This is a genomic window from Nocardiopsis sp. NPDC101807 (assembly GCF_044766605.1).
Lineage (GTDB): Bacteria > Actinomycetota > Actinomycetes > Streptosporangiales > Streptosporangiaceae > Nocardiopsis > Nocardiopsis tropica.
Map to the genome: position 1 here is coordinate 245,956 of NZ_JBIWMK010000006.1, position 22,900 is coordinate 268,855.

Genomic DNA, 22,900 nt, shown 5'->3' on the forward strand with positions numbered 1-22,900 from the left:
CACCCCCCCCTGATCCCGGTCGGCTCCGACCACTGGGAACACGCTGTGCCCAGGGGTCCGTGCACGGGAAGACCTAGGAGCGACATGACCGTGACCGTCGAGAACGAGGGCGGGGGCGTGCTGGCCGCGCCCCCGCCCGGCACCGTCCACGCGGCCTCACCCGCCGCCGAACAGCGGGTCCCCCGGCCCGGAGCGGGGCGGGACAGGTTTCTCGACGTCATCAGGCTCCTCGTCATGGCCCTCGTGGTCATGCAGCACTGGTGGCTCCCGGTCCTGGCCCAGGACCAGGGCGTCCTGGAGGCGGGAAGCGTCCTGGAGACCGAGGGCGGCTTCGCCCTCACGTGGGTCGTCCAGGTCATGCCGCTGATCTTCTTCGTCGGCGGGGCCGCGAACCTCATCAGCTGGCGCTCGGCCTCGGACAAGGGGGTCACGGCCTCCACCTGGTACGCGCGCAGACTGCGCCGCCTCGCCTGGCCCGTGGTGCCGCTCGCGGTCGTGTGGATCACCGCCTCCCACCTCCTGGTGCTGAGCGGCGCCCCCGCGGAGTCGGTCCTGGTCGGCTCGGGCGCGGCGGGCATGGTCCTGTGGTTCCTGGCGGTGTACGTGCTGGTCGTGGTGGCCACCCCGGTGCTGTTCGGCGCGCAGGAGAGGTTCGGCTGGTGGGTGCCCGCGGCGCTGCTCGCCGGCGCGGTCGCCGTCGACGCCGTCCGGTACGGGACCGGTGCGGACTGGGTCGGGTACCTGAACATCGCGTTCGTGTGGCTGGGCATCCACCAGCTCGGCTTCCGCTACGCGACGGGGGCGATCCGCCTCCGCTACGCGGCGATGATGGCCGTGGGCGGCGGCGTCGCCGCGCTGGCCCTGGTGCTGGCCGGGCCGTACTCGGTGAACATGACGGGCGTGTTCGCCGCCGAGACCTCGAACGTGTCCCCGCCGACCCTGGTGCTCGGTTCCCTGGGCGTCCTCCAGATCGGCGTCGCGGTGCTGCTGCGGGAGAGGATCGGCGCGTGGTCGGACCGCCCCGGGCCCGCGCGGATGCTGGACCGGGTCTGCCCGCAGCTGATGACGGTCTACCTGTGGCACATGATCCCGGTCAGCGTGGTCGCGGGGGTCCTGGTGTTCGGCCTGGGGATCGACACCCCGGCGCCGCTGACGGGCACGTGGCTGCTGTGGGGCGTGCTGGGCCTGGCGGTCCTGCTGCCGATGATCGCGCCGCTGGCGCACTGGGCGGTGCGGTTCGAGAACCCGCCGAAGGCGCTGAGCGGCTCCCCCGGCATGCTGCGGGTCCTGGTCGCGGCCGCGCTGATCGGCGGCGGGATGCTGATACTGACGGTCTCGGGCCTGGGCGTGGGACTGGCGCCCCTGCTCGGGCTGCTGGCGGTCCTGTCGGGCCTGATGCTGACGCGGGCGCCCGTGCGGGTCTGACGCCCCGCTCCGGCGCGGCCCCGGTCCCCGCACGGGGACCGGGGCCGCCGCCGTCCCCGGCCGGACCGCGGTCCGCCCCCCCGCCCGCGCCGGGGCGGACGTCCGGAGCGCCCTCCGGCGGCCCGCCCCGGGCCCGGTGGTGGCGACGCGCCGGAGCGGGTAGACCGGACAGCATGGACCCGACACGCATCGCCTTCGAACGGCGCGGGCGCGGTCGCCCGCTGGTGCTGCTCCACGGCCTGGGCGACCGCCGCCAGAGCTGGAAGGTCGTCATGACCCGGCTCGCCCGGGACTACCAGGTCATCTGTGTGGACCTGCCCGGCTTCGGCTCGACCCCGGCGCCGGGGTCCGACGAGCCCTACGACGTCCTGAGCATGACCGAGGACGTCCGCGCCCTCTGCGAGCTGCACGGTTGGGAGCGCCCGCACCTGGCCGGGAACTCCCTCGGGGGATCGATCGCCCTGGAACTGGGGACCCGCGGGCTGGCGGGGTCGGTGACGGTGTTCTCCCCGGCCGGGTTCTCCGACAGCCTCGCCCGGTGGGGGATGCGCGCGGTCGGCGCCGCCGCCAACCTGGCGACCCGGATCCCGACGCCGGTCAAGGAGCGCCTCGCCAACACCGCGCCCGCCCGGGCCGCCGCGCGGATCGCCCTGCGGGGCGACCCCTCCTCGCCCGGGGCCAAGGCCACCCGCTTCAGCGTGCAGGGGCTCGAACCGGGCGCCCCCTACGTGCGGATGGTCCCGCGCATCGCCGAGTACCACTTCGCGGCGCGGCCCATCGACTGCCCCGTGACCATCGCCTGGGGGGACCGCGACCGGACCCTGCTGCCCTCCAGCGCGGTGCACGCCCACGAACGGGTGCCGAACGCGCGCATGGTCTCCCTGATCGGCAGCGGGCACATCCCCATGGCCGACGACCCCGTCACGGTCGCCGAGCACATCCGCTGGACCTGCCGCGCCGCCGACCTGGGGGGACGGCGGGCCGCCCGCGGGCGGGCCCTTCCGCCGCCCCCCGGCCGGTGAGCGGATCCCCCGGCGGGGGCGGGTCCGGGGGCCGAGGCCGCCGACCGCGCGGACGGCCCCCGGCGATGCCGCCCGGGCCCCCGCCCGCCGGGCCGGAGCGCCCGGGCCCTCGAACCGTCCGGCCCGTCGCGGGCCCACCCGGGCCGGGTCCCGCCGCGCCCCGGCGCTCCGTGCGGGTCCGCGCCGTGACCGTCCCGGCGGCCCGTGTCCGGGGGCCGGTTCGCCGGGCCCTGGGCTACCGCCGCGTCGACCTCGCGGGATAGCGTGGTCCGGCGTACCGACGAGGAGGCAGTGGATTGACAGCATCGACACACCGCGCCCCGGGGCATCCCGAGTGGCTGCGGGAGGAGGAGCGGAGGCTGTGCGCCTTCGCCGCGGGCTCCGCGGTGCCCGACGGCTTCGGCTGGTTGGACGCACGCGGCGGGGTGGAGCGGGACCGGCCGGTCGCCACCTGGATCACCGCGCGGATGACGCACGTGTTCTCCCTGGCCCACCTCCGAGGTGACGCGGACGCCGGCCGGCTCGCCGACCACGGGGTGGCCGCGCTCGCGGACGGGCCGCTGCGCGACGGGGAGCTGGGCGGGTGGTTCGACCGGGTTCCGGAGGGGCGCCCGGAGGCGGGGGGCGCTGCCGGGGACGAGTCCCGGGAGCGCTCCCACGCAGAGGGGCGGGGGCCGGGGGCCGACCTCCCGCGCAAGTCCGCCTACGAGCACGCGTTCGTGGTCCTGGCGGCCTCCACCGCCACCGCCGCGGGCCGCCCCGGCGCCCGCGACCTCCTCGACGAGGCGCTGCGGGTCATGGACGCCCGCTTCTGGGAGGAGTCGGCGGGGGCCGTCCGGGAGAGCTGGGACGCCGGGTGGGGGGCCACCGAGGAGTACCGGGGCGCCAACAGCAACATGCACTGCGTCGAGGCGTTCCTCGCCGCCGCCGACGCCACCGGCGACACCCTCTGGACGCGTCGCGCGCTCGCCGTCGCGGAACGGCTGGTCCACGGTGTGGCCGCCGCCCACGACTGGCGCCTGCCCGAGCACTTCACCCCCGCCTGGGAGCCCGTCCCGGACTACAACCGGGACCGGCCGGACCACCCCTTCCGCCCCTTCGGAAGCACCACCGGCCACCTGCTCGAATGGGCGCGGCTGCTGGTCCACCTGGAGATCGCGCTCACCCGGGCGGGCGAGGACGTCCCCGACTGGCTGACCCCCGACGCCCGGAGCCTGTTCTCCCACGCCGTCCGGCGCGGGTGGGGGGTCGACGGCGAGGACGGTTTCGTCTACACCCTCGACTGGCAGGACGGCCCGGTCGTGCGCGAGCGCATGCACTGGGTGGTGGCCGAGGCGACGATGGCCGCCTGGGCGCTGGCCCGGCACACGGGCGACGGCGAGTACACCCTCCTCTACGACCGCTGGTGGGACTACGCCGCCAGGTTCCACCTGGACGGCGAGCACGGCAGCTGGCACCACGAACTCGATCCGGCCAACCGGCCGGCGGGAAGCGTCTGGGCGGGCAAGCCCGACGTCTACCACGCCTACCAGGCGACCCTTCTGCCCCAGATCGGGTTGTCGACCTCCCTCGCGGCCGCGCTCCCCGCGACGTCCGCCCCGGCCCCCGGAGAACACGAGTGACCGAGCGAAGCACGGACGGCACGAGGGCGGCGGGCGGGCCCGCCCGCCTCGTCGTGATCGGTGAGAACGTCATGGACCTGCTGCCCACCGGCCACGGCGCCGGCGTGCTGCGGGCCTCCCCGGGAGGGGGGCCCGCCAACACGGCCGTCGCGGCGGCCCGGCTCGGCACCCCGACCCGCCTGCTCGCCCGGATCGGCTCGGACGGCTTCGGCGCGATGATCCGTGAGCGGCTGCTCGGGGAGGGGCTGGACCCCGCCGGCCTCCTGGCGGCGGAGGAGCCCTCGGCCCTGGCCCTCGCCTCGCTCGGTCCGGACGGCTCGGCCCGCTACGACTTCCGCATGGACGACGCCGCCGACTGGCACTGGCGTGCGGGCGAACTCCCGGAGGAGCTGGAGCCGCAGGTGCGCGCCCTGCACGCCGCGTCGATCGCCCTGTTCCGCGAGCCGGGGGCCTCCCGGATCGAGTCGCTGCTGCGCCGCGAGCACGGGAGGGGGCGGGTGACGCTCACCCTGGACCCCAACATCCGGCAGGACGTCATCGGCGACCCGGCGACCGCGCGGGCACTGGCCCTGCGGCACTGCGCGCAGGCGCACGTGGTCAAGGCCAGCGACGAGGACCTGGCGTTCCTGTACCCGGACCTGTCGCCGTCGCGGGCGGCCCTCGCCCTCGCCGCCCTCGGCCCGTCGCTGGTCGTGGTGACCCTCGGCGGCGAGGGGGCCCTCGCGGTCTCCCACGGCGTGGAGGCGGCGGTCGAGGCGCCGAAGGTCGAAGTGGTGGACACGGTCGGCGCGGGCGACTCGTTCATGGGAGCGCTGCTGACCTGGCTGGACCGCCGCGAGCTGCTGGGCGACGGCCCCCGGGCCCGTCTCGCGGGCACGACCCGGGAGGACCTGGAGGAGATGCTGCGGTTCGCGGCGTCCGCCGCCGCGGTCACGGTGACCCGTGAGGGCGCGGACCCGCCGGTCCTCGCGGACCTGGCCGACCCCTCGGGGGGCGCCGTCTGAACAGCGGGGCCGCCGGTCGACCGGCGGCCCCGCGCGGTCCGCGCCGGGGTCAGAGGCCCTCGCGCGTCCCGCGGACGACGTGGTCGACCACGTCGGTGAGGTACCCCCGCCGGGCGTACGCGGCGCGCTGGCGGGCCGCCCCCGTCCCGGCCTCCCGGGCCCGGTCGAGCAGTGCCGACACCACGTCGGCGTCGTCGTTGGCGGTCAGGCCGGGGAGCGCCGCGTTCCACAGCCGTTCGAGGGCGTAGGCCCCCGGCAGGCACTCGCCGGTGAGGGGGTCGGGGACGCTGCCCTCCAGACCGTCCCGGGCGGCGCGCCACATGGCGGCGCGCAGGGCCTGGTCGGTGATCTCCGGAGCGGGCCTGCCGTGGTGGACGTCGGCGAGCGCGCGGGTGGCCAGGCCGCGGGTGAGGACGGCGAACAGCAGCGCCTCCTCGGCGGTCGCGGCCACGTCACCCACCCGGATCTCCAGGGTGGGCAGGTGGTCGGACAGGCGGACGTCCCAGTAGACCATGTGCCTGTCCAGGATCGCTCCGGCGGCGGACAGCGCCCGCACCGCCCGCTCGTGCTCGGCCAGTGAGCGCAGCATGGGGGGCGGCCCGGCGGAGGGCAGCCGGTTCCAGGTGATGGAACGCCAGCTCGCGTAGCCGGTGTCGGCCCCCGCGTGGAAGGGCGAGTTCGCGGACAGCGCCACCAGGAAGGGGAGCCAGCGCCGCAGGTGGTCGCTCACCGCCACGGCGGTCTCGCGGTCGGGGATGCCCACGTGCACGTGGCAACCGCACACGATGTGGGAGGTGCGCAGTCCTCCCGCGTGCGCGGCGATGTCGGCGTAGCGGGGGCCGTCGCTCACGAGGGCGGCCGAGGTGTCGCCGATGACGGCGGTGCCCGTGGCCGCCACGGCGAGCCCGGCCTCGTCGGCGGAGCGCGCCAGTTCGCCGCGGGCCGCGCGGAGGAACCGCAGGGCGTCGTCGGCGGTCTCGCACACGGGGCTGTTGGCCTCGACCTGGACGCGGCTGAACTCCCCGGACAGGCGTTCGTCCGGCATGCGGGTGCGGGACAGGAGCTCGGGCGCCCGGGACAGGATCCGGCGTGTGCGCGGATCGACGACGAAGAACTCCTCCTCGACACCGAACGTGGGGCTTCTCGCGGTGGTGCGGGTGTGGGTGGATGCCGGTAACCACTGGCCGTGTGCCGTCGTGGAGCGGTTCTCCATGGGCGTCGGTCCCTCCTGCCGTCCGGGGGTGTCCCGGACTGGATATCCCGTGCAGGGCGGCCGCGACAGTGTCCCGAAGAAGACAAAGAGCTATCCGTTGTTTCGTTTGTCCTCTTTGTCGGAATCGCGGGTGTGACGTTGCGCGCGCGTTACGGCTTTATAACCGCCCCCGGAGTCGGTGAATCCCCGGCGGGGCCCCGGACCGCCGCGCGGAGTGAGAGACGTCACTCCTGCGGGGGTGTGGAAACGCAGGTGGGTGCTGGGACACCGCCGGACACACCCGTCCCCCGGGTCCTCGCGAAGGGCGTCCCGAGCCCGCGGGAGCCGCCGCGTGCGACTCCGTGCGGGCATCGGTGAAACGACCAGTGTGGGCCTCCGCACCTGCCGTGACGGGGTGCCGCTGTGCGAATGTGAGCACGTGGAAGGCAGCGAACCCGAACCCCCCACCCGCCTCCGTGGCCGTGACACGGAGACGCGGGCCCTCGCCGACGCCCTGGGCCGCGCCAGGTCCGGACGGGGCGCGGCCCTGCTCGTCTCCGGCGGTCCCGGGAGGGGGAAGACCGCCCTCCTCGACCACGCACGCGGCGCCGCCGGTGGTTTCACCGTGCTCCACGCGGGGGGCATCTCCGACGAGGCGGACCTCCCCTTCTCCGGGCTCCAGCGCCTGCTCCGCCCCCTCGGCGCAGAGGTCGACGGGCTCCCCGAGCCCTGGCGCCCGCTCCTCAGGGACGCCCTCACCCGCGGCGCGGTGGCCGACGCCGACCGGCTCGCCCTCTACACCGCGCTGCCCGAACTCCTGTCCCGCACGGCCGCCGGGCGCGGCCGGCCGCTGCTGGTCTGCGTGGACGACGCCGACCGGCTGGACGCCCCCTCGCTGGACGCGCTGTCCTTCGCGGCCCGCCGGCTCGGCGGCACCCCGGTCGCCGCCCTGTTCACCGCGCGCGAGGGACACGGCAAGCCCGCCGGGGCGCGCCTGCCCGAGACCATGGGCGAACCCACCCCCGACGCGCTCGTGCCCGGCATCGCCGAACTCCTCCTCGCCCCCCTGGAGGAGCGGGCGGTGCACGACATCCTCACCGACAGCGCCCCCGTCACCCTCGCCTCCGCCGTCCGCGCCGCCCTCGTCCGGGCCGCCCACGGCAACCCGGCCGCCGTCCTCGGCTACCTGCGCGGACTGGCCCCGGCGCAGCTCCTCGGCGAGGAGCCGCTGCCCGACCCGCCCCGCCTGCCCGGCCGCCTGCGCGGCGACTTCCTCGCCCCCTACCGCGAGCTGCCCGAGCGGGCCCGCCGCCTCCTCCTGCTCGCCTCGCTCAGCGCCGCGCCCCGCGTCCACCTGCTGCTCGCCGCGTTCGGCGGGGCCGACGCGGACATCACCGACCTCGAACCCGCGGAGGAGCGGGGCCTGGTCCGCGTCGAGGGCGACGCCGTCGTCTTCACGGACCCCCTGACCCGCGAGGCGATCGCCCAGGACACCCCCGCCGGGCGGCTGCGCGAGGCCCACCGGGCGCTGGCCGGGGCGGTGGACCCGGAGCGGTCGCCCGTGGAGTTCTCCCTGCACGCCGCCGCGGGTACGAGCGCCCCCGACGCGGACCTGTTCGAGGCGGTGTCCGCCGCCGCCCGCCGGGCCAAGCGGCTGGAGGGCCGCCTCGCCGCCTCCCACGCGTTCGAGCGCGCCGCCTGGCTGTCACCGGACTCCGACGAGCGCGCCTGCCGCCTGACCACCGCCTCCTACGAGGCCTACATGGCGGGCCGCACCGAGCGCGCCACCCGCCTGCTGTCGCAGGCGCGTCCGCTCGCGGTCTCCGACCGGCGCCGCGTCACCGTCGACTTCATCGACGCCCAGATCGCCATGCGCGGCGAGAACGCCCTCGACGTGGCCGAGCGGCTGTACACCGTCGGGCGCGAGCTCATCCCGCACGACCGCTTCCTGGCCCTGCGTGCGCTGGTCCGCTCCGCCGACTCCGCCTCCCTGGCCGGCGACGCCGGACGCCACGCCCGTGCCGCCGAGCTGGCGGTCTCCCTGGTCCGCACCGACGACCCGGCGCCGATGCGCCTGCTGTCGGCCTTCCTGGAGGGGTGCGTGATCTCCTTCCGGGGCGACTACCCGGGGTCCACGCCCCTGCTGCGCGAGGCCACCGGGCTCGCGGAGATCGCCAAGCCCTCCGAGCTGATCTGGGCGGGCATCACCGGACTGCGGCTGGCCGACGCGCCCTTCGTCCGGGCGGCGACCTCCCGGGCGGCGGAGGTCGGCCGGGCGCGCGGGGAACAGGCCACCCTCCCCGCCGCGCTGGGGTTCCTGGTCTTCTCCGAGTTCTGGAGCGGCCGGTTCCCGTCCGCGGCCGGTACCGCGCTCACCGGCCTCCGGGTGTCCCGCGAGAGCGGGCAGACCATCTGGGCCACCCAGCACCTGGCCTCGCTGGCCATGATCGCGGCCATCCAGGGCGACGTGGACACCTGCCGGATCCGCGCCCGCGCGGTCGCGTCCCAGGCGGGCGAGAACAGCCTCGGGCTGGCGGCGGCCCTGGCGGCGTGGGCGCTCGCCGTACTGGAGCTGTCCCGGGGCAACGCGGCGGAGGCGTTCTTCCGGCTGCGCTCCCTGGTGCACTCGGCCCCCGGCCACGGCCACCCCACCATGCGGCTGCTGACCGCCCCGCACTTCGTGGAGGCCGCGGTCAGGACGGGCGAGACGGAGTGGGCCCGCACCTCCCTGGCCGGGTACCGCCGCTGGGCCGAGTCGGTGGGGAGCCCGAGCGCGCTGGCCCTGGCCGCGCGCGGCTCCGGGCTCCTGTCCACGGGCGACGAGGCGGCCGACCACTTCGAGAACGCCCTGGCCCTGCACCGGGCCTGCGGGGACGACGACGTCGAGCACGCCCGCACCCAGCTGCTGTTCGGCGCCTTCCTCCGCAGGGCGCGCCTGCCCGGCCGGGCCCGCGAGCACCTGAACAACGCGGTGGAGACCTTCGAGCGCTTCGGCGCGAGGCTGTGGGTACGGCAGACCCGTGCCGAGCTGCGCGCGATCGGCACCGCCGAGCGCGGCCCCGACCCCGGGCCGCACGCGGCCGGCGAGCTGACCGCGCAACAGCAGCAGATCGCCCGCCTGGTCGCCGAGGGGGCCACCAACCGCGAGGTGGCCGCGCACATGTTCATCAGCCCGCGCACGGTCGAGCACCACCTGCGCGGCATCTTCCGCAAGCTCAACATCAGGTCCCGCGTGGACCTGGCCCGCCTGTTCAACTGACCTCCGGTCCGACGGTCCCAGGGCCGCCGGACGCCCCCGTCATACCAACTGGTCGGTACGGGTTTTCGGTCGGCAAACGCGAGAAAGGCAGCCATGACAACGACCGCAGCGGACCATCTCCTGAGAGCGGACGGTGTGACCGTGCGCTTCGGCGGCCTCACCGCGCTCGACGACGTCGGGCTCCAGGTCGCGCCGGGGTCCGTCGTCGGCCTCATCGGCCCCAACGGCGCGGGCAAGACCACCCTGTTCAACGTCCTCTCCGGCGTGCTGCGGCCCACCGCGGGCACCATCACCTGGAAGGGGGCCCCGCCGCCCGGCCGCCGGCCCCACCACCTCGCCCGCGCCGGAATCGCCCGCACCTTCCAGGGCCTCAACCTCTTCCCGATGATGACGGTCCTGGACAACGTCGTCGCCGGAGCCGACCGCCTCGCCTCCGGAGGGGCGTTCTCCCTGATCACCGGCCTCGGGCGGCACCACCGCGACGAGAGGGAGCTGCGCGACCGCGCCCTCGCCGCCCTGGAGGCGTTCGGGGTCTCCGAGCACGCGCACCGGCTCCCCGGCACCCTCCCCTACGGCCTGCAGAAGCAGGTCGCCCTCGCCCGCGCCTGCGTCGGCGAACCCGAACTCCTCCTCCTGGACGAACCCGCCAGCGGGCTGTCCGGCACGCAGATCGACGCCCTCGCCGAGCAGATCCGCGGCTTCAGCCGGGACATGGCCGTGGTCCTGGTCGAACACCACATGGACCTGGTCATGCGCGTCTGCGACCGCATCGTCGTCCTCGACTTCGGCCGGGTCATCTCCACGGGGACGCCGGAGGAGGTCCAGGCCGACCCCCTCGTCACCCGGGCCTACCTCGGCGCCTCCGACGGCGCCGGCCCCGGCCACACGAACGGAGCCCCCCGATGACCGCCTCCCCCCTTCTCACCGTCGAAGGGCTCAGCGCCTCCTACGGCGCCGTCCGGGCCCTCGACGGCGTCTCCCTCGCCGTCCCCGCCGGCGGGATCTGCGCCGTGCTCGGCGCCAACGGCGCGGGCAAGACCACGCTGCTGCGGACCGTCACCGGCCTCCACCCCTCCTCGTCCGGCCGGGTCCTCCTCGACGGGGACGACATCACCCGGCTCCCCACGGAGAAGGCCATCACCCTCGGCCTCGCCCACGTCCCCGAGGGGGGCGGCGTCATCGCCGAGCTCACCGTGGAGGAGAACCTGCGCCTGGGCGGGCTGTGGCGGTCCGACCGCCGGGACAGGAGCACGTTCACCGAGGTCATGGAGCTCTTCCCGCCCCTGGCCGAACGGCGCGGCAAGACCGCGAGCACCCTCTCCGGCGGCGAGCGCCAGATGCTCGCCATCGGCCGCGCCCTCATGGGCAGGCCGCGGATCCTGCTCCTGGACGAGCCCTCGCTCGGACTGGCCCCCCTGGTCACGCGGCAGATCTTCGGCCTCCTGCGCGACCTCCGGGACCGCACCGGGCTCACCGTCGTCCTCGTCGAGCAGAACGCCGCCGGGGCGCTGGCGGTCACCGACACCGGGTTCGTGCTCAACCAGGGTCGGGTCGTCGCCGAGGGCCCCTCCTCCGAACTGCTCTCCGACGACCGCACGCGCCACGCCTACCTGGGCTTCTGAGGAGCACCCCCATGACCCACTTCATCAACCTGACCCTCAACGGGTTGGCGACCGGGGCGGCCTACGCGGCACTGGCGCTGTCCCTCGTGATCATCTACCAGGCCACGCGCCTGGTGAACTTCGCCCAGCCCGCGCTCGCCCTGGTCGCGGTCTACACCGCCTACACCGTCACCGGGATCACCGGCTCCTACTGGCTCGGGTTCGCGGCCGCGCTGACGGCCGGACTGGTCGCCGGTGCGGCGGTCGAGCGGTTCGTCATCAGGCCCATCGCCCGCGTCTCCCAGCTCAACGCCATCATCGTCACCCTCGGCCTCCTCCTGGTGGTCCAGGGCCTGGTGGGCATGGTCTGGGGCAACGAGCAGCACGGGTTCCGGTACGCGTTCAGCTACGTGGGCCGCTTCGCCCCGTCCAGCGTGTTCGCCCTCGCGTCCGTCGGCGCCGTCGCCCTCCTGCTGTTCGCCCTCTACCGGTTCACCCCGCTCGGCCTGCGCATGCGGGCCGCCGCCTTCCACCCCGAGGCCGCCCGGCTCAGCGGCGTGCGGGTCGGGCTGATGCTCACCGCCGGGTGGGCCGTCGCCTCCTGCATCGGGGCCCTCGCGGGCATGCTCGCCGGACCCCCGTTCATCTCCCCGAACGTGTTCGACGTCGTGTTCGTCTACGGCATCACCGCCGCCGTGATCGGCGGCCTGGACAACCCGTTCGGCGCCGTCGTCGGCGGGCTGCTCATCGGCCTCGGCATGTCCTACGTGTCCGGGTACGCCGGCCCCGAGCTGGCCACCCTCACGGCCCTCGCCATCGTCGTCGCCGTCCTGAGCGTGCGCCCCGACGGCATCCTGTCCCGTCCGACCGCGCGGAAGGTGTAGCCATGTCCTCGCCCATCGGAAAGAGCGCGGAACGCGCCACCGGCCCCGGCTCCCACGCCGCGGGAAGCCCCGACACGTCCCGCGGCCGGAGCCGGCGGACACTGCCCTCGCCGCTGCGCCACCTCCTGTTCGCGGCGCTCGGCCTCGCCGCGGTGACGGGCCTGCTGTTCGTCACCGGGGACCTCACCGCGCTGCGCCTGGCCGCCGTCGGCTACACCATGCTCGCCGTCGCGGGCCTGCAGCTGCTCGTCGGGGGCAGCGGCCAGGTGTCGCTCGGCCACGGGGCGTTCATGATGATCGGCGCCTACACGATGACGCTGCTCGTCCTCCACCAGCCGATGCTGCCCATCGCCGCGAACCTGCTGATCATCGTCGCCGTGTCGGCGGTCGCGGGCATCGCGGTCGGCGCGGCCACCGCCCGCCTCCACGGCCCCTACCTCGCCGGGGCCACCCTGATCCTGGCGGTCGGACTGCCCGGGCTGACCCACCGCTACCACGAGTTCCTCGGCGGCAGCAACGGGCTCAACATCCGCACCGCCGGGGCGCCGCCGTTCCTCCAGGGGGTCTTCACCGACAGCGAGTGGAAGGCGCTCGTGGTGTGGACCACCGTCGTCATCGGCCTCGCCGTGCTCGCCACCATCTCCTCCGGCCGCCTGGGCCGCCGCATGCGCGCCCTGCGCGACGACGAGACGGCCGCCGCCATGGCGGGCGTCCCCGTCGGGAAGACCAAGGTGGTCGCGTTCGTCATCGCCTCCGCCGCGGGGGGCCTCGGCGGCGGGCTGCAGGCCTACGTGCTCGGCACCGCCACCCCCAGCAGCTTCACCCTCGTGCTGTCCCTGACCCTGCTCGCCGCCCTGGTGTTCGGCGGCATCGGCAGCCTGTGGGGCGCGCTCTGGGCGGCGGTCACCGTCGTCTACCTCCAGATCTGGGCCACCGACCTGGCCCGCTCCCTCGAACTCGGCAGGAACGTCGAGAACAACCTCCCGGTCGTGTTCTTCGGGGTCGTCCTCATCCTCGTCCTGCGCTTCTGGCCCCTGGGGCTCCACGGCGCGCTCACGCGCCTGGGCTCCCGGCTGCGGCCCTCCACGACCCGCTGATCCCTCCACCCCCCCACCGAAGGAGAACCACCATGCGAAGAGGAACACCGGGCGTGCTCGCCGCCGCCCTCGCGCTGACGGTCATGGCGACCGCCTGCACGGGCGCGGGCGAGGTCGCCGACGGCGGCGAGGCCGACCTGGACGTGTCGACCGGCGTCACCGACGACAGCATCGTCCTCGGCTCCCACCAGCCCCTGACCGGACCCGCCGCCCCCGGATACCTGGCGGTCTCCCAGGGGGCGAGGGCCGTGTTCGACTACGTCAACGCCCAGGGCGGCATCCACGGCCGCCAGATCGACTACCGGGTCGAGGACGACGCCTACGACCCGGCGCAGACCATCGACGTCACCCGCCAGCTGGTCCTGGAGGACGAGATCTTCGCGATGGTGGGCGGGCTGGGCACGCCCACGCACGGCGGGGTCATCGACTACCTCAACGACGAGGGCGTGCCCGACATCTTCCCGTCCTCCGGAGCCCTGGCCTGGAACAACACCGAGGAACACCCGCTCACGTACGGCTGGCAGACCGACTACACGAAGGAGGCGAAGATCCAGGGCCAGTACATCAGCGAGAACTTCTCCGGCCAGAGCGTCGGCTACCTGTACCAGAACGACGACATCGGCGAGGACTCCCAGGCGGGCCTGGACCAGTACCTCGTCGACGAGGTCGTCGCCCGCGAGCACTACGAGTCCGAGGTGTCCGACCTCAGCGCCCAGATCGCCGAGTTCGAGCGCACCGGGGCCGAGGTGGTCGTCTGCTCCTGCATCCCGGCGTTCGTCGCCCTCGCCATGCTGGAGGCGGCGAGCATCGGCTACGAGCCGCAGTGGGTCGTCTCCAGCATCGGCGGCGACACCGCGACCCTCCAGGGCCTGCTCGCCGAGTTCACCCAGGACACGGACGCCGAGGACGTCCCGGCCGACGCGTTCCTGGACGGCGCCCTCGTCACCAGCTACATGCCGCGCGTCGAGGACCAGGAGGACGAGTGGGCCCAGTTCTTCCTGGAGGTCTACGGGGAGTACGGCGAGGGGGAGACCGTCACCAACACCCACGTGTTCGGCATGACCCAGGCCGTCATGGTGGCCCAGGTCCTCAGGTCGGCCGGCCAGGACCTCACCCGCCAGTCGCTCGTCGACGCGATGGAGGCCCAGGAGTGGCAGGGGCCGGGCCTCCTGCCCTTCTCCTCCAGCGGCGGCGACCACGGCGGACACCAGGGCGTGTACGTGGTCCAGTACCAGGCGGGGGGCACCATCGAGATGGTCCAGGGCCCCCGCGTGACCGACCGTGAGGGCGGCGCCATCGAGGAGACCGACTTCGAGCGGCTGCCCCCGGAGGAGCTGGACTTCCACGACTGACCGGGGTCGGACCGGTAGGACGGGGCGGCGGCCCGGAGGGAAGTCCCTCCGGGCCGCTGTGCTTTCGCGCTCCTCGCGGGCTCGGAGCGGTGCTCCGGTCGCGGGGTACCGGAACCTTCGTCCTCTCCTGCGCCTGGCTCGTGCCTCGCGGGCGGCTTGGTTCGTCCTGCTGGTTCCGGTGCGCCCGTCGCCGTGCTTTCGCGCTCCTCGCGGGCTCGGAGCGGTGCTCCGGTCGCGGGGTACCGGAACCTTCGTCCTCTCCTGCGCCTGGCTCGTGCCTCGCGGGCGGCTTGGTTCGTCCTGCTGGTTCCGGTGCGCCCGTCGCCGTGCGGGGGCGCTCCCCGCGGACCGGTAGGACGGGGCGGCGGCCCGGAGGGAAGTCCCTCCGGGCCGCCGCCTGCGTGCTCTCCGCCGTCCGGGCCACGGGGGCCCGGCCCGGGTCAGGACCCGTGCGGGCAGGAGTCCCGGTAGTCGGAGAAGTCCGTGCCGAACCCGGTGTCGGGCGCCGGGCACAGGAACTGCTCGTACCGCTCGTCCTCGTCCACGAACCGCTTCAGCCAGGAGATGCTGTACTTCGCGATCGCGGTGTTGGACAGGTTGGGCGCGAAGTGGGAGGCGCCCCGCAGCTCCAGGTAGGCCCGGTCCAGGTCGCCGGGCAGGCTCTCGTAGAACGGGATGGAGTGGGTCCGCACCGACGCGATGCTGTCGTTCTCGGCCCCGATGACCAGCGTCGGGACCTCCATGTCGGACCAGCGCTTCTGGGTGTGCCAGGGCGTCAGCGGGATCGCCGCACGCAGTTCGGGCCGGTCGTCGGCGACCGCGAGCGTGCCGCCGCCGCCCATGGAGTGGCCCATCACCGCCAGGCGGTCGCCGTCCACGCGGTCGGCCACGTCGCTGTCCTCGACCAGGTAGTCCAGGGCCGCGTCCAGCTGGCGTCCCCGGCTGTCGGGCTGGTCGTAGCGGGTCGTGGTGTCGATCGTGAACACCACGAACCCCTGGGAGGCGATCCGGTGCCCGTACCAGGACATCGAGGACTGCCCGGCGGTGTAGCCCGGGGCGATGACCACGCCGCCGAACGTGCCCTCGCTGGTGTCGGTCGGGTAGTAGATCGTGCCGCCGCCGAAACCGCTCACCAGGGAGGACACGGTGTCGGTGTCGGTGTCGAAGTGGCCCCGGACGGCGGTGACGCTCTGCTCGGTGGGGTCCGGGCCGCGCTCGTACTCACTGGCGGCCTGGGCGGGGGAGGCGAGACCGCCGGAGAGGCCCGCGACCAGTGCGAGGGCCATCGCCGACCGGGCGGCGAACCGGGCCGTCCGGGAGCGCGGACGGCCGGAGTCCTCACGGAGCTCGGGGGAGGGGGGATTCATTGTCAGCACGTCGTTTTCCTTTTCTCGTACAGCGGGAATCCGCGGGTCCCGGGGTGGACGCGGACCGGAGAACCATCAGGAAAGGAGATGTGCCCGGACGGGGGTCCGGCCAGCTCACACCGTGCCCTTTGCGAATCCCGATAAGGGGGCCGGGAAATCGAATGGGACCTGGTTCCGGGAAAATGTTTCTCCGTTAATTCACTATGAAGTCGATGGTGTGAACGTGCATCCGTTGGATCACCAGTGCCGGAGTCGTGGCAGGTCGGGACGGGGCGGTGCCCGGTTCCGGGACGGGCACGGGCTCCGCCGGGGGCGGTTCCCGGTGTTTTGCACGGTCGGCTCCCGGGCAGGGCGGTGGGCACCGAGAACCAACGAGGATCGGGGAGTGAGGACAGTGCCTGGTGCGAAGGAACTCCCGGCGACCCTGAAGCGGTCGCCGAAGAAGGCCCAGGACACCTGGATCAAGGCGCACGACTCGGCGGTGGAGGAGTACGGCGAGGGGGAGCGCGCCCACAGGGTGGCGATCGCGGCGCTCAAGCACAAGTTCGAGAAGCAGGGCGACCACTGGGTGCCCAAGCAGCGCTCGGGGCCCTCCGACGCCCAGGCCGCCAACCCGAGGGCCGGGCGCAACAGGGGCGGCAAGGACCTGCCCACCGCCGGCGGCGTGGACGCCAACGCCACGAAGGACCACCTCTACGGCCGGGCCAGGGAGCTGGGCATCCAGGGCCGCTCGTCCATGACCAAGCCCCAGCTCGTCGAGGCGCTCCGCAAGGAGAGCAACCGGCGGACCTCGGGCTCCGGGAAGAGCGGGTCCTCGAGGTCCCGCCGCTCCTCCTGACCCACCGCACCACCCGCACCGCGGGCGGGCGGCCGTGCGCGCCGCGCGCCGGGGGCTCGCCGCCAAGGCGCGGGAGTTCCTGCCGGGCCGCGACTGAACGGGGGCCGCGGCGCGGCCGGGACGGGCCCGGCGCCGGGGGGGGGGGGGGGCCCGCGCGGCCCCCGCCCCCGCGTCCGTTGCGCCCGGGCTCAGCCGGCCTGGATCTCCCCTCCCGTGGGAGCCAGGGTCTCGCCCGAGTAGTACGACGACAGGCGGTCGCTGGCGAAGAACACGTACGACGGGGCGATCTCGTCGGGTTCGGCGGCCCGTCCCATCGGCGCCTGCTCGCCGAACCCCTCGGCGCCCTTCTCCCCGAGCGTGGCCGGGATGAGCGGCGTCCAGACGGGGCCGGGCGCGACGCAGTTCACCCGGATGCCGCGGTCGCGGAGCACCTGCGAGAGCGAGAGCGACAGGTTCATCACCGCGGACTTGCTCGCCGCGTAGTCGATGAGCGAGTCGTTGCCGCGCAGGCCGTTGATCGACCCGGTGATGATGATCGAACCGCCGTCGGGGATGTGCTCCAGCGCCTCGCGGACGGTCCAGAACACCCCCATCACGTTGACGTCGAACGTGCGGCGCAGCTGCTCCGTGGTCAGGTCGGTGAACTGCTCGACCGGGGACTGGGTGGCGGCGTGCTCCACGAGGACGTCGATCCCGCCGAGTTCTTCGACCGCGCGACCGACCAGATGGGAGCAGAACGACTCGTCGGCCAGGTCGCCGCGGATCCCCACGGCCTTGCGGCCCTGCTCCTGGACCAGGCCCACGGTGTGCTGGGCGTCGGCGTCCTCGCTGAGGTAGCCGAAGACGACGTCGGCCCCCTCCTTGGCGAACGCCACGGCCACGGCACGGCCGATCCCGGAGTCGCCTCCCGTGATCAGGGCGCGCTTGCCCTCCAGCAGACCGCGCCCCTCGTAGTCCCTCATCTCGTCCCTGGGCTGCGGATCCATCGGCTCGGTACGCCCCGGGTACGGCTGGCTCTGCGCGGGAGGTCGGGTCTCGGACATGGGCTTCTCCTCTCTCTGGCGCCTCGCGTGGGGCTCCCCCTACCCGACTCCGCGCCCCTCCAACGCGGAACCCGCCCCCGGCCCGGGCCTTCGCGGACACGGCCGGACGGAACGGTGAACTCCCCTCCAAAAGCGGGACAACCATGTTTGGAGGTGGAGCGGCTCGGTCACCGTGAGTGGAGAAACCCCTCATGCCAGCACCTGAGGTCTCACCAACGGAGGGCTTCCATGGACGACGCACGCACCGAGAAGGACCGTCAGCTCGACTCGGCGAGGACCGATTCCGAGCAACCGCTGACCACGGAGACCGGCGTGCGCGTGGGTGACACGGACAACTCGCTCAGGGCCGGCGCACGCGGCCCCACGCTCCTGGAGGACTTCCACGCCCGCGAGAAGATCACCCACTTCGACCACGAGCGCATCCCCGAACGCGTCGTCCACGCGCGCGGGGCGGGGGCCTACGGCCGCTTCCAGCCCTACGAGGGGCTCTCGGACCTCACCGCGGCCCACTTCCTGAGCGGCCCGGACGTGACCACGCCGGTCTTCGTGCGCTTCTCCACGGTCGCCGGGTCGCGCGGCTCCGCCGACACGGTGCGGGACGTGCGCGGGTTCGCCGTGAAGTTCTACACCGAACAGGGCAACTACGACCTCGTCGGCAACAACATGCCGGTCTTCTTCATCCAGGACGGCATCAAGTTCCCCGACTTCGTCCACGCGGTCAAGCCCGAACCCCACAACGAGATCCCGCAGGCGCAGTCGGCGCACGACACCCTGTGGGACTTCGTCGGCCTCCAGCCCGAGACGACCCACATGATGATGTGGCTGATGTCGGACCGGGCGATCCCGCGCAGCTACCGGACCATGCAGGGGTTCGGCGTGCACACCTTCCGGTTCGTCAGCGCCGAGGGGAAGGGCACCTTCGTCAAGTTCCACTGGAAGCCGCTGCTCGGCACGCACTCCCTCGTCTGGGACGAGGCGCAGCGCATCCAGGGCAAGGACCCCGACTTCAATCGGCGCGACCTGTGGGAGGCCATCGAGCGCGGCCAGTACCCCGAGTGGGAGCTGGGCGTGCAGCTCGTGGCGGAGGAGGACGAGCACGCCTTCGACTTCGACCTGCTGGACGCCACCAAGATCATCCCGGAGGAGGAGGTGCCGGTCCGGCCCATCGGGAAGATGGTCCTGGACCGCAACCCGGACAACTTCTTCGCCGAGACCGAGCAGGTCGCCTTCCACACGGCCAACGTGGTGCCGGGGATCGACTTCACCAACGACCCGCTGCTCCAGGCCCGCAACTTCTCCTACCTCGACACCCAGCTGCTGCGCCTGGGCGGCTCCAACTTCCAGCAGATCCCCGTCAACCGGCCGGTGGCGCCGGTGAGCAACAACCAGCGCGACGGCTTCGCGCAGCACAGGGTGCACAGGGGGCAGACCTCCTACTACCCGAACTCGCTGGGGGGAGGCTGCCCCGCGCTGGCCGACGAGGGCGTCTACCGCCACTACGCGGAGAAGGTCGAGGGCGGGAAGATCCGGGTGCGGAGCGAGAGCTTCGCCGACCACTACTCCCAGGCGACGCTGTTCTACAACAGCCTCGCCGACTGGGAGCGCGAGCACCTGGTCGCGGGGTTCCGTTTCGAGCTGGGCAAGTGCGAGGAGCTCGCGGTGCGCCAGCGGGTGGTCGCCAACCTCAACCACGTCGACCACGAGCTGTCGGCCCGCGTGGCCGAGGGGATCGGGGTGGAGCCGCCCGAGACGGAGGGGACGCCCAACCACGGACGCTCCTCCCCGGCCGTCAGCATGGCCAACACCGCCTTCGGCTCGCTGACGGGCCGCCAGATCGCGGTGCTCGTCGCCGACGGCGTGGACGCCGCCGCCGTCCACGCCTTCCGGGACGGCCTGGTCTCCGAGGGCGCCGTGGTGGAGCTCCTCGCCGCGACGGACGGCGCCGTGCGCGCCGGCGCCGGGGACCCCGTCACCGTGGACCGCGCCTACACGACCGTGTCCTCCGTCCTGTACGACGCCGTCGTGGTGCCGGGAGGGCCCTCCTCCGCCGAGACCCTGGCGCAGGACGGCGTGGCCGTCCACTTCGTCCTGGAGGCGTACAAGCACCACAAGGCGGTGGCGGCGGTGGGCGAGGGCACGCGGCTCCTCGCGTCCCTGCCGGTCCCGGACGGGACCTTCGCACCCGCCGGGGGCACGCGCACCGAGCTGGGGGTCGTCGTGTCGGAGGGGGCGGGCGACGACTGCGTCGCGGAGTTCGCGCGGCTGGTCGGGGGACACCGGATCTGGGACCGGCCGACCGCGACGGTGCCGGCCTGACGACGGGAGGGACGACAAGACCATGAAGGTGGGCTTCAAGCTGTTCGCCGAGGGCTTCGGCCCCCGCGAGATCGTGGAGCAGGCGGTCCGCGCGGAACGGGCCGGTTTCGACTTCGTCGAGGTCAGCGACCACTTCCACCCGTGGCTGTACAGCCACGGCCACTCGGGTTTCGTGTGGTCGATGCTGGCCGCCATCGCCGAGCGGACCGAGACCATCGGCCTGGCCACCGGGGTCACCTGTCCGATCCTGCGGGTGCACCCGGCGATCGTCGCGCAGGCCGCCGCCACCACCGCCCTCCTGTCCGAGGGGCGGTTCAGCCTCGGGCTGGGCTCGGGGGAGCGCCTCAACGAGCACGTCGTCGGCCGGGGCTGGCCCAACGCCAACACGCGCCACCGGATGCTGCGCGAGGCGATCGACATCATCCGCCTGCTCTGGTCCGGCGGCTACCACTCCTACGAGGGGAAGCACCTGGTCCTGGAGGACGCCCGCGTGTTCGACCTCCCCGACGAGCCGCCGCCGATCATCGTGGCGGCCGGGGGCGAGCAGGCCGCCCTGCTCGCCTCGGAACTCGGCGACGGGCTGTTCTGCACCGAGCCCGACAAGGCGCTCACCGGGGCGTACGGCGAGAGCGGCGGCGTCGGCCCGCGCTACGGCGAGGTGCCCCTGGCCTGGGCCGCCGACGACGACGAGGCGCTGGACTCGGCGCGCGAGGTCTTCCGCTTCGGCCTGCTGGGGTGGAAGGTGCAGGCCGAGCTGCCCAACCCGGTGAACTTCGAGGCGGCCACCGCCCTGATCGACCGGGAGGCGATGCGCGACGCGTTCGGCTACGGACCGGACCCGGAGCGCCACCTGGAGGCCGTGCGGCAGTTCACCGAGGCCGGTTTCGACCACCTGTGCCTGGTCAACGCTGGGCCGGACACGGAGGGGTTCTTCACCTTCTTCGAGGAGGAGCTGGCCGGGCCGATCCGGGACATGGGCGGTCGGTCCGGCCCGGTGGCGTGAGCCGGGCCACGGGGATCCGGCGGCCCCGGGGCGCAGACCTCCCCCCGGGGCCGCCGCCGTCCCGCGTCGGCCCGCTCCGGGGGGCGGCCCCCGTCCCCGGAGCGGGCCCGGCCGCGCACGGGGGACCCGGCGCGCGCCGCGCCTACCCGCGCAGGCCCCGCCACCAGTGGAGGAGCCGGTCGAGAAGGTCCCCCTCCTGCCCGTCCTCCTCCTCGGAGGACGAACGCCGGCCGTCCCGGTGCTGGGACCCGGACTCGTCCCCGGCGGCCGGGTCCGGGGCGGAGGGCTCGCCCGGGACGAAGACGACGGGCAGCTCGCGCAGTCCGCGCAGGAACGGCGAGGGCGTCCAGCGCAACTCCTCCGGGTCGACCGCCAGGCGCATGCCCGTCAGCCTCTCGTGCAGGATGGTGACGGCCGTCGCCGCGATCATCTTGGCCATCTCGCGCGCCGGACAGGCGTGCGCCCCCGCGCCGAACATCAGGTGTGCGCGGCTGCCGCTCGCCACCCCCGTGCCGTCGTCCTCGCCCCGCCGCACCGCCGGGTCGCGGTGGGCGGCGTCGAACCCGATCAGCAGGGCGTCGCCCGCCCGGACCTCGGCGTTGCCGATGCGCATGTCCTGGAGGGCGAAGCGGGCGGGGAGGATCTGGAAGGGCGTGTCCGTCCACATGACGTGGTCCAGCAGTTCCTGGACCGGCAGCCGGGCGTCGGCGTACGCCCCGCGGATGCGGTCCTCCGTGAGCAGTGTGCGCAGCGTGTTGCCGATGAGGTGCGTCGTGGGCTGGTGGCTGGCGTTGTTGATGAGGGCCGCCTGGTGGGCGACCTCGTGCCCGCTCAGGCCCGAGGGGTGCTCCAGGATCCACGACACCAGGTCCGGTCCGGGGTGCTCGCGCTTGCGGTCGACCAGCCCGGAGAAGTACTGGTGGACACGGCCGATGGCGTCCTCGCCCCGCTTGGCGTCCTCGTCGAAGATGAGGGCGGTGAGGTCGCCGAGCATGTGCCCGTAGCTGTCGGAGAGCCCGTACAGCCGGTTGATCACCAGTACGGGCAGCGGGTTGGCGTACTGGGCGACGAGATCGGCTCTGCCCTCGGCCACGAAGGCGTCGATCAGTTCCTCGCAGAGCTGGCGGACCATGCGCGAGGTGGCGGCCATGTCCACCCTGGCCAGGGCTTCCACGACGGCTCCGCGGAGCCGTGTGTGCTCGGCCCCGTCGGCGTAGAGGACGTTGGGGCGCCAGGACAGGGCGGGCCGGGCCGAGGCGAGGTCGACGCGGCCCTCGGCCACCTCGCGCCACCGGCGGGTGTCCCGGGAGAACATGTGCGGGTTCTGGAGGACGGTGAGGTTCTCGTGGTAGCCGAGGAGCAGCCAGGCCCGTACCCCGGTCTCCAGTTCGACGGGCGCGACGGGGCCGTGCCGTTCGCGCAGCGCGGCCCAGAGCGCGTCGCGCCCGGTGTCGGGCGTGGTCCCGTACAGGCGGGTGATATCGGCCGGGCACCCCCGGGGGGGCATGGAGCCGGGGGCTCCGGGCGGGGCGGTTTCGTCGCCGGGTCGGGTGGTCGTCATCGGGGTCGCGGTACCCGGGGGTCACGGGAGCCGCTTCCCTCCCTTCGAGGAGACGTCGTGTTTCTGTGGTGTCGGGGGAGGGGGAGCGGGGACGGTCTCGGCCGCAGGCGGGAAGGGCGGGCCGTGGCCGGGTTCCGGGACCGCATTCCCCGGAGGCGTGGCGACCGGGGGCTGCAATCCTGGTCGTGGCATTCTAGGAGGGTAATAGATCTGTTTTCAACACCCTCGGAAAAATGCGCGGATCAGGACTTTCGGCACCAGGATAAAACGGCCAGAGAGAACAAATGTATTTTATATCCCGTTAATGCGTTTTC

The 22,900-nt window shown here is 73.8% G+C and carries 17 protein-coding genes; 13 read left to right on the forward strand and 4 right to left on the reverse strand.

Features of this window, described 5'->3' with window-relative positions; genetic code table 11:
* The first annotated feature begins 84 nt into the window (after positions 1-84).
* The 4 genes from ACIRPH_RS19940 to ACIRPH_RS19955 all read left to right on the forward strand — a co-directional run bounded on the left by ACIRPH_RS19940 (position 85) and on the right by ACIRPH_RS19955 (position 5,073).
* On the forward strand, positions 85-1,425 hold the full coding sequence (locus tag ACIRPH_RS19940) for an acyltransferase (RefSeq protein WP_402916409.1): 1,341 nt from the start codon (positions 85-87) through the stop codon (positions 1,423-1,425).
* 173 nt (positions 1,426-1,598) lie between these two features.
* On the forward strand, positions 1,599-2,447 hold the full coding sequence (locus tag ACIRPH_RS19945; RefSeq protein ID WP_402916411.1) for an alpha/beta fold hydrolase: 849 nt from the start codon (positions 1,599-1,601) through the stop codon (positions 2,445-2,447).
* A 296-nt stretch (positions 2,448-2,743) separates the two neighbouring features.
* A complete protein-coding gene (locus ACIRPH_RS19950; RefSeq protein WP_402916413.1) occupies positions 2,744-4,069 on the forward strand; it encodes an AGE family epimerase/isomerase in 1,326 nt (441 codons plus the stop codon).
* Positions 4,066-5,073 carry a carbohydrate kinase gene (locus ACIRPH_RS19955; protein ID WP_402916415.1) on the forward strand — a complete coding sequence of 336 codons (1,008 nt, stop codon included), beginning with the start codon at positions 4,066-4,068 and terminating at the stop codon, positions 5,071-5,073. The genes ACIRPH_RS19950 and ACIRPH_RS19955 overlap by 4 nt, the downstream gene beginning before the upstream one ends.
* Before the next feature lie 49 nt (positions 5,074-5,122).
* Here the strand turns inward: ACIRPH_RS19955 and ACIRPH_RS19960 are convergent, their stop codons facing one another.
* Positions 5,123-6,286, reverse strand: a complete 1,164-nt coding sequence (locus tag ACIRPH_RS19960) for a glutamate--cysteine ligase (RefSeq protein WP_402916417.1) — start codon at positions 6,284-6,286, stop codon at positions 5,123-5,125.
* Positions 6,287-6,704: 418 nt separating this feature from the next.
* On the opposite strand from ACIRPH_RS19960, the gene ACIRPH_RS19965 reads away from it, so the two are divergent.
* From ACIRPH_RS19965 to ACIRPH_RS19990, 6 genes are all read left to right on the forward strand, one after another.
* Complete coding sequence (locus ACIRPH_RS19965; protein ID WP_402916419.1) at positions 6,705-9,524, forward strand: AAA family ATPase; 2,820 nt, start codon at positions 6,705-6,707, stop codon at positions 9,522-9,524.
* 93 nt (positions 9,525-9,617) lie between these two features.
* Positions 9,618-10,430, forward strand: a complete 813-nt coding sequence (locus ACIRPH_RS19970) for an ABC transporter ATP-binding protein (protein ID WP_402916421.1) — start codon at positions 9,618-9,620, stop codon at positions 10,428-10,430.
* Positions 10,427-11,146, forward strand: a complete 720-nt coding sequence (locus tag ACIRPH_RS19975) for an ABC transporter ATP-binding protein (protein WP_402916422.1) — start codon at positions 10,427-10,429, stop codon at positions 11,144-11,146. Before ACIRPH_RS19970 ends, ACIRPH_RS19975 begins: the two co-directional genes overlap by 4 nt.
* 11 nt (positions 11,147-11,157) lie before the next feature.
* Complete coding sequence (locus ACIRPH_RS19980; protein ID WP_402916424.1) at positions 11,158-12,009, forward strand: branched-chain amino acid ABC transporter permease; 852 nt, start codon at positions 11,158-11,160, stop codon at positions 12,007-12,009.
* 2 nt (positions 12,010-12,011) lie between these two features.
* The gene (locus ACIRPH_RS19985) at positions 12,012-13,106 is read left to right on the forward strand and encodes a branched-chain amino acid ABC transporter permease (protein ID WP_402916426.1); all 1,095 of its coding nucleotides are present in this window, start codon (positions 12,012-12,014) and stop codon (positions 13,104-13,106) included.
* Positions 13,107-13,138: 32 nt separating this feature from the next.
* Positions 13,139-14,458, forward strand: coding sequence for an ABC transporter substrate-binding protein (locus ACIRPH_RS19990; RefSeq protein ID WP_402916428.1), 1,320 nt, complete (start codon positions 13,139-13,141; stop codon positions 14,456-14,458).
* A gap of 440 nt (positions 14,459-14,898) precedes the next feature.
* Here the strand turns inward: ACIRPH_RS19990 and ACIRPH_RS19995 are convergent, their stop codons facing one another.
* Positions 14,899-15,825, reverse strand: a complete 927-nt coding sequence (locus ACIRPH_RS19995) for an alpha/beta hydrolase family protein (protein ID WP_402916899.1) — start codon at positions 15,823-15,825, stop codon at positions 14,899-14,901.
* A gap of 394 nt (positions 15,826-16,219) precedes the next feature.
* Here ACIRPH_RS19995 and ACIRPH_RS20000 point away from each other — a divergent pair, with 394 nt between their 5' ends.
* Positions 16,220-16,663 carry a ChaB family protein gene (locus ACIRPH_RS20000; protein ID WP_402916901.1) on the forward strand — a complete coding sequence of 148 codons (444 nt, stop codon included), beginning with the start codon at positions 16,220-16,222 and terminating at the stop codon, positions 16,661-16,663.
* A gap of 188 nt (positions 16,664-16,851) precedes the next feature.
* Here the strand turns inward: ACIRPH_RS20000 and ACIRPH_RS20005 are convergent, their stop codons facing one another.
* Positions 16,852-17,706 (reverse strand): SDR family oxidoreductase, encoded by an 855-nt coding sequence (locus ACIRPH_RS20005; RefSeq protein ID WP_402916430.1) that lies wholly within the window; start codon positions 17,704-17,706, stop codon positions 16,852-16,854.
* 228 nt (positions 17,707-17,934) lie between these two features.
* Here ACIRPH_RS20005 and ACIRPH_RS20010 point away from each other — a divergent pair, with 228 nt between their 5' ends.
* Both ACIRPH_RS20010 and ACIRPH_RS20015 read left to right on the forward strand, forming a co-directional pair.
* Positions 17,935-20,022: a catalase gene (locus ACIRPH_RS20010; RefSeq protein ID WP_402916432.1), complete on the forward strand. Its 2,088-nt coding sequence runs from the start codon at positions 17,935-17,937 to the stop codon at positions 20,020-20,022.
* Between the two features lie 22 nt (positions 20,023-20,044).
* Entirely contained in the window at positions 20,045-21,025 is a 981-nt protein-coding gene (locus ACIRPH_RS20015; protein WP_402916434.1) for a TIGR03557 family F420-dependent LLM class oxidoreductase, read from the forward strand.
* Between the two features lie 142 nt (positions 21,026-21,167).
* On the opposite strand, the gene ACIRPH_RS20020 is transcribed toward ACIRPH_RS20015, so the two are convergent.
* Positions 21,168-22,586 (reverse strand): cytochrome P450, encoded by a 1,419-nt coding sequence (locus tag ACIRPH_RS20020; RefSeq protein WP_402916436.1) that lies wholly within the window; start codon positions 22,584-22,586, stop codon positions 21,168-21,170.
* Positions 22,587-22,900 lie beyond the last annotated feature (314 nt).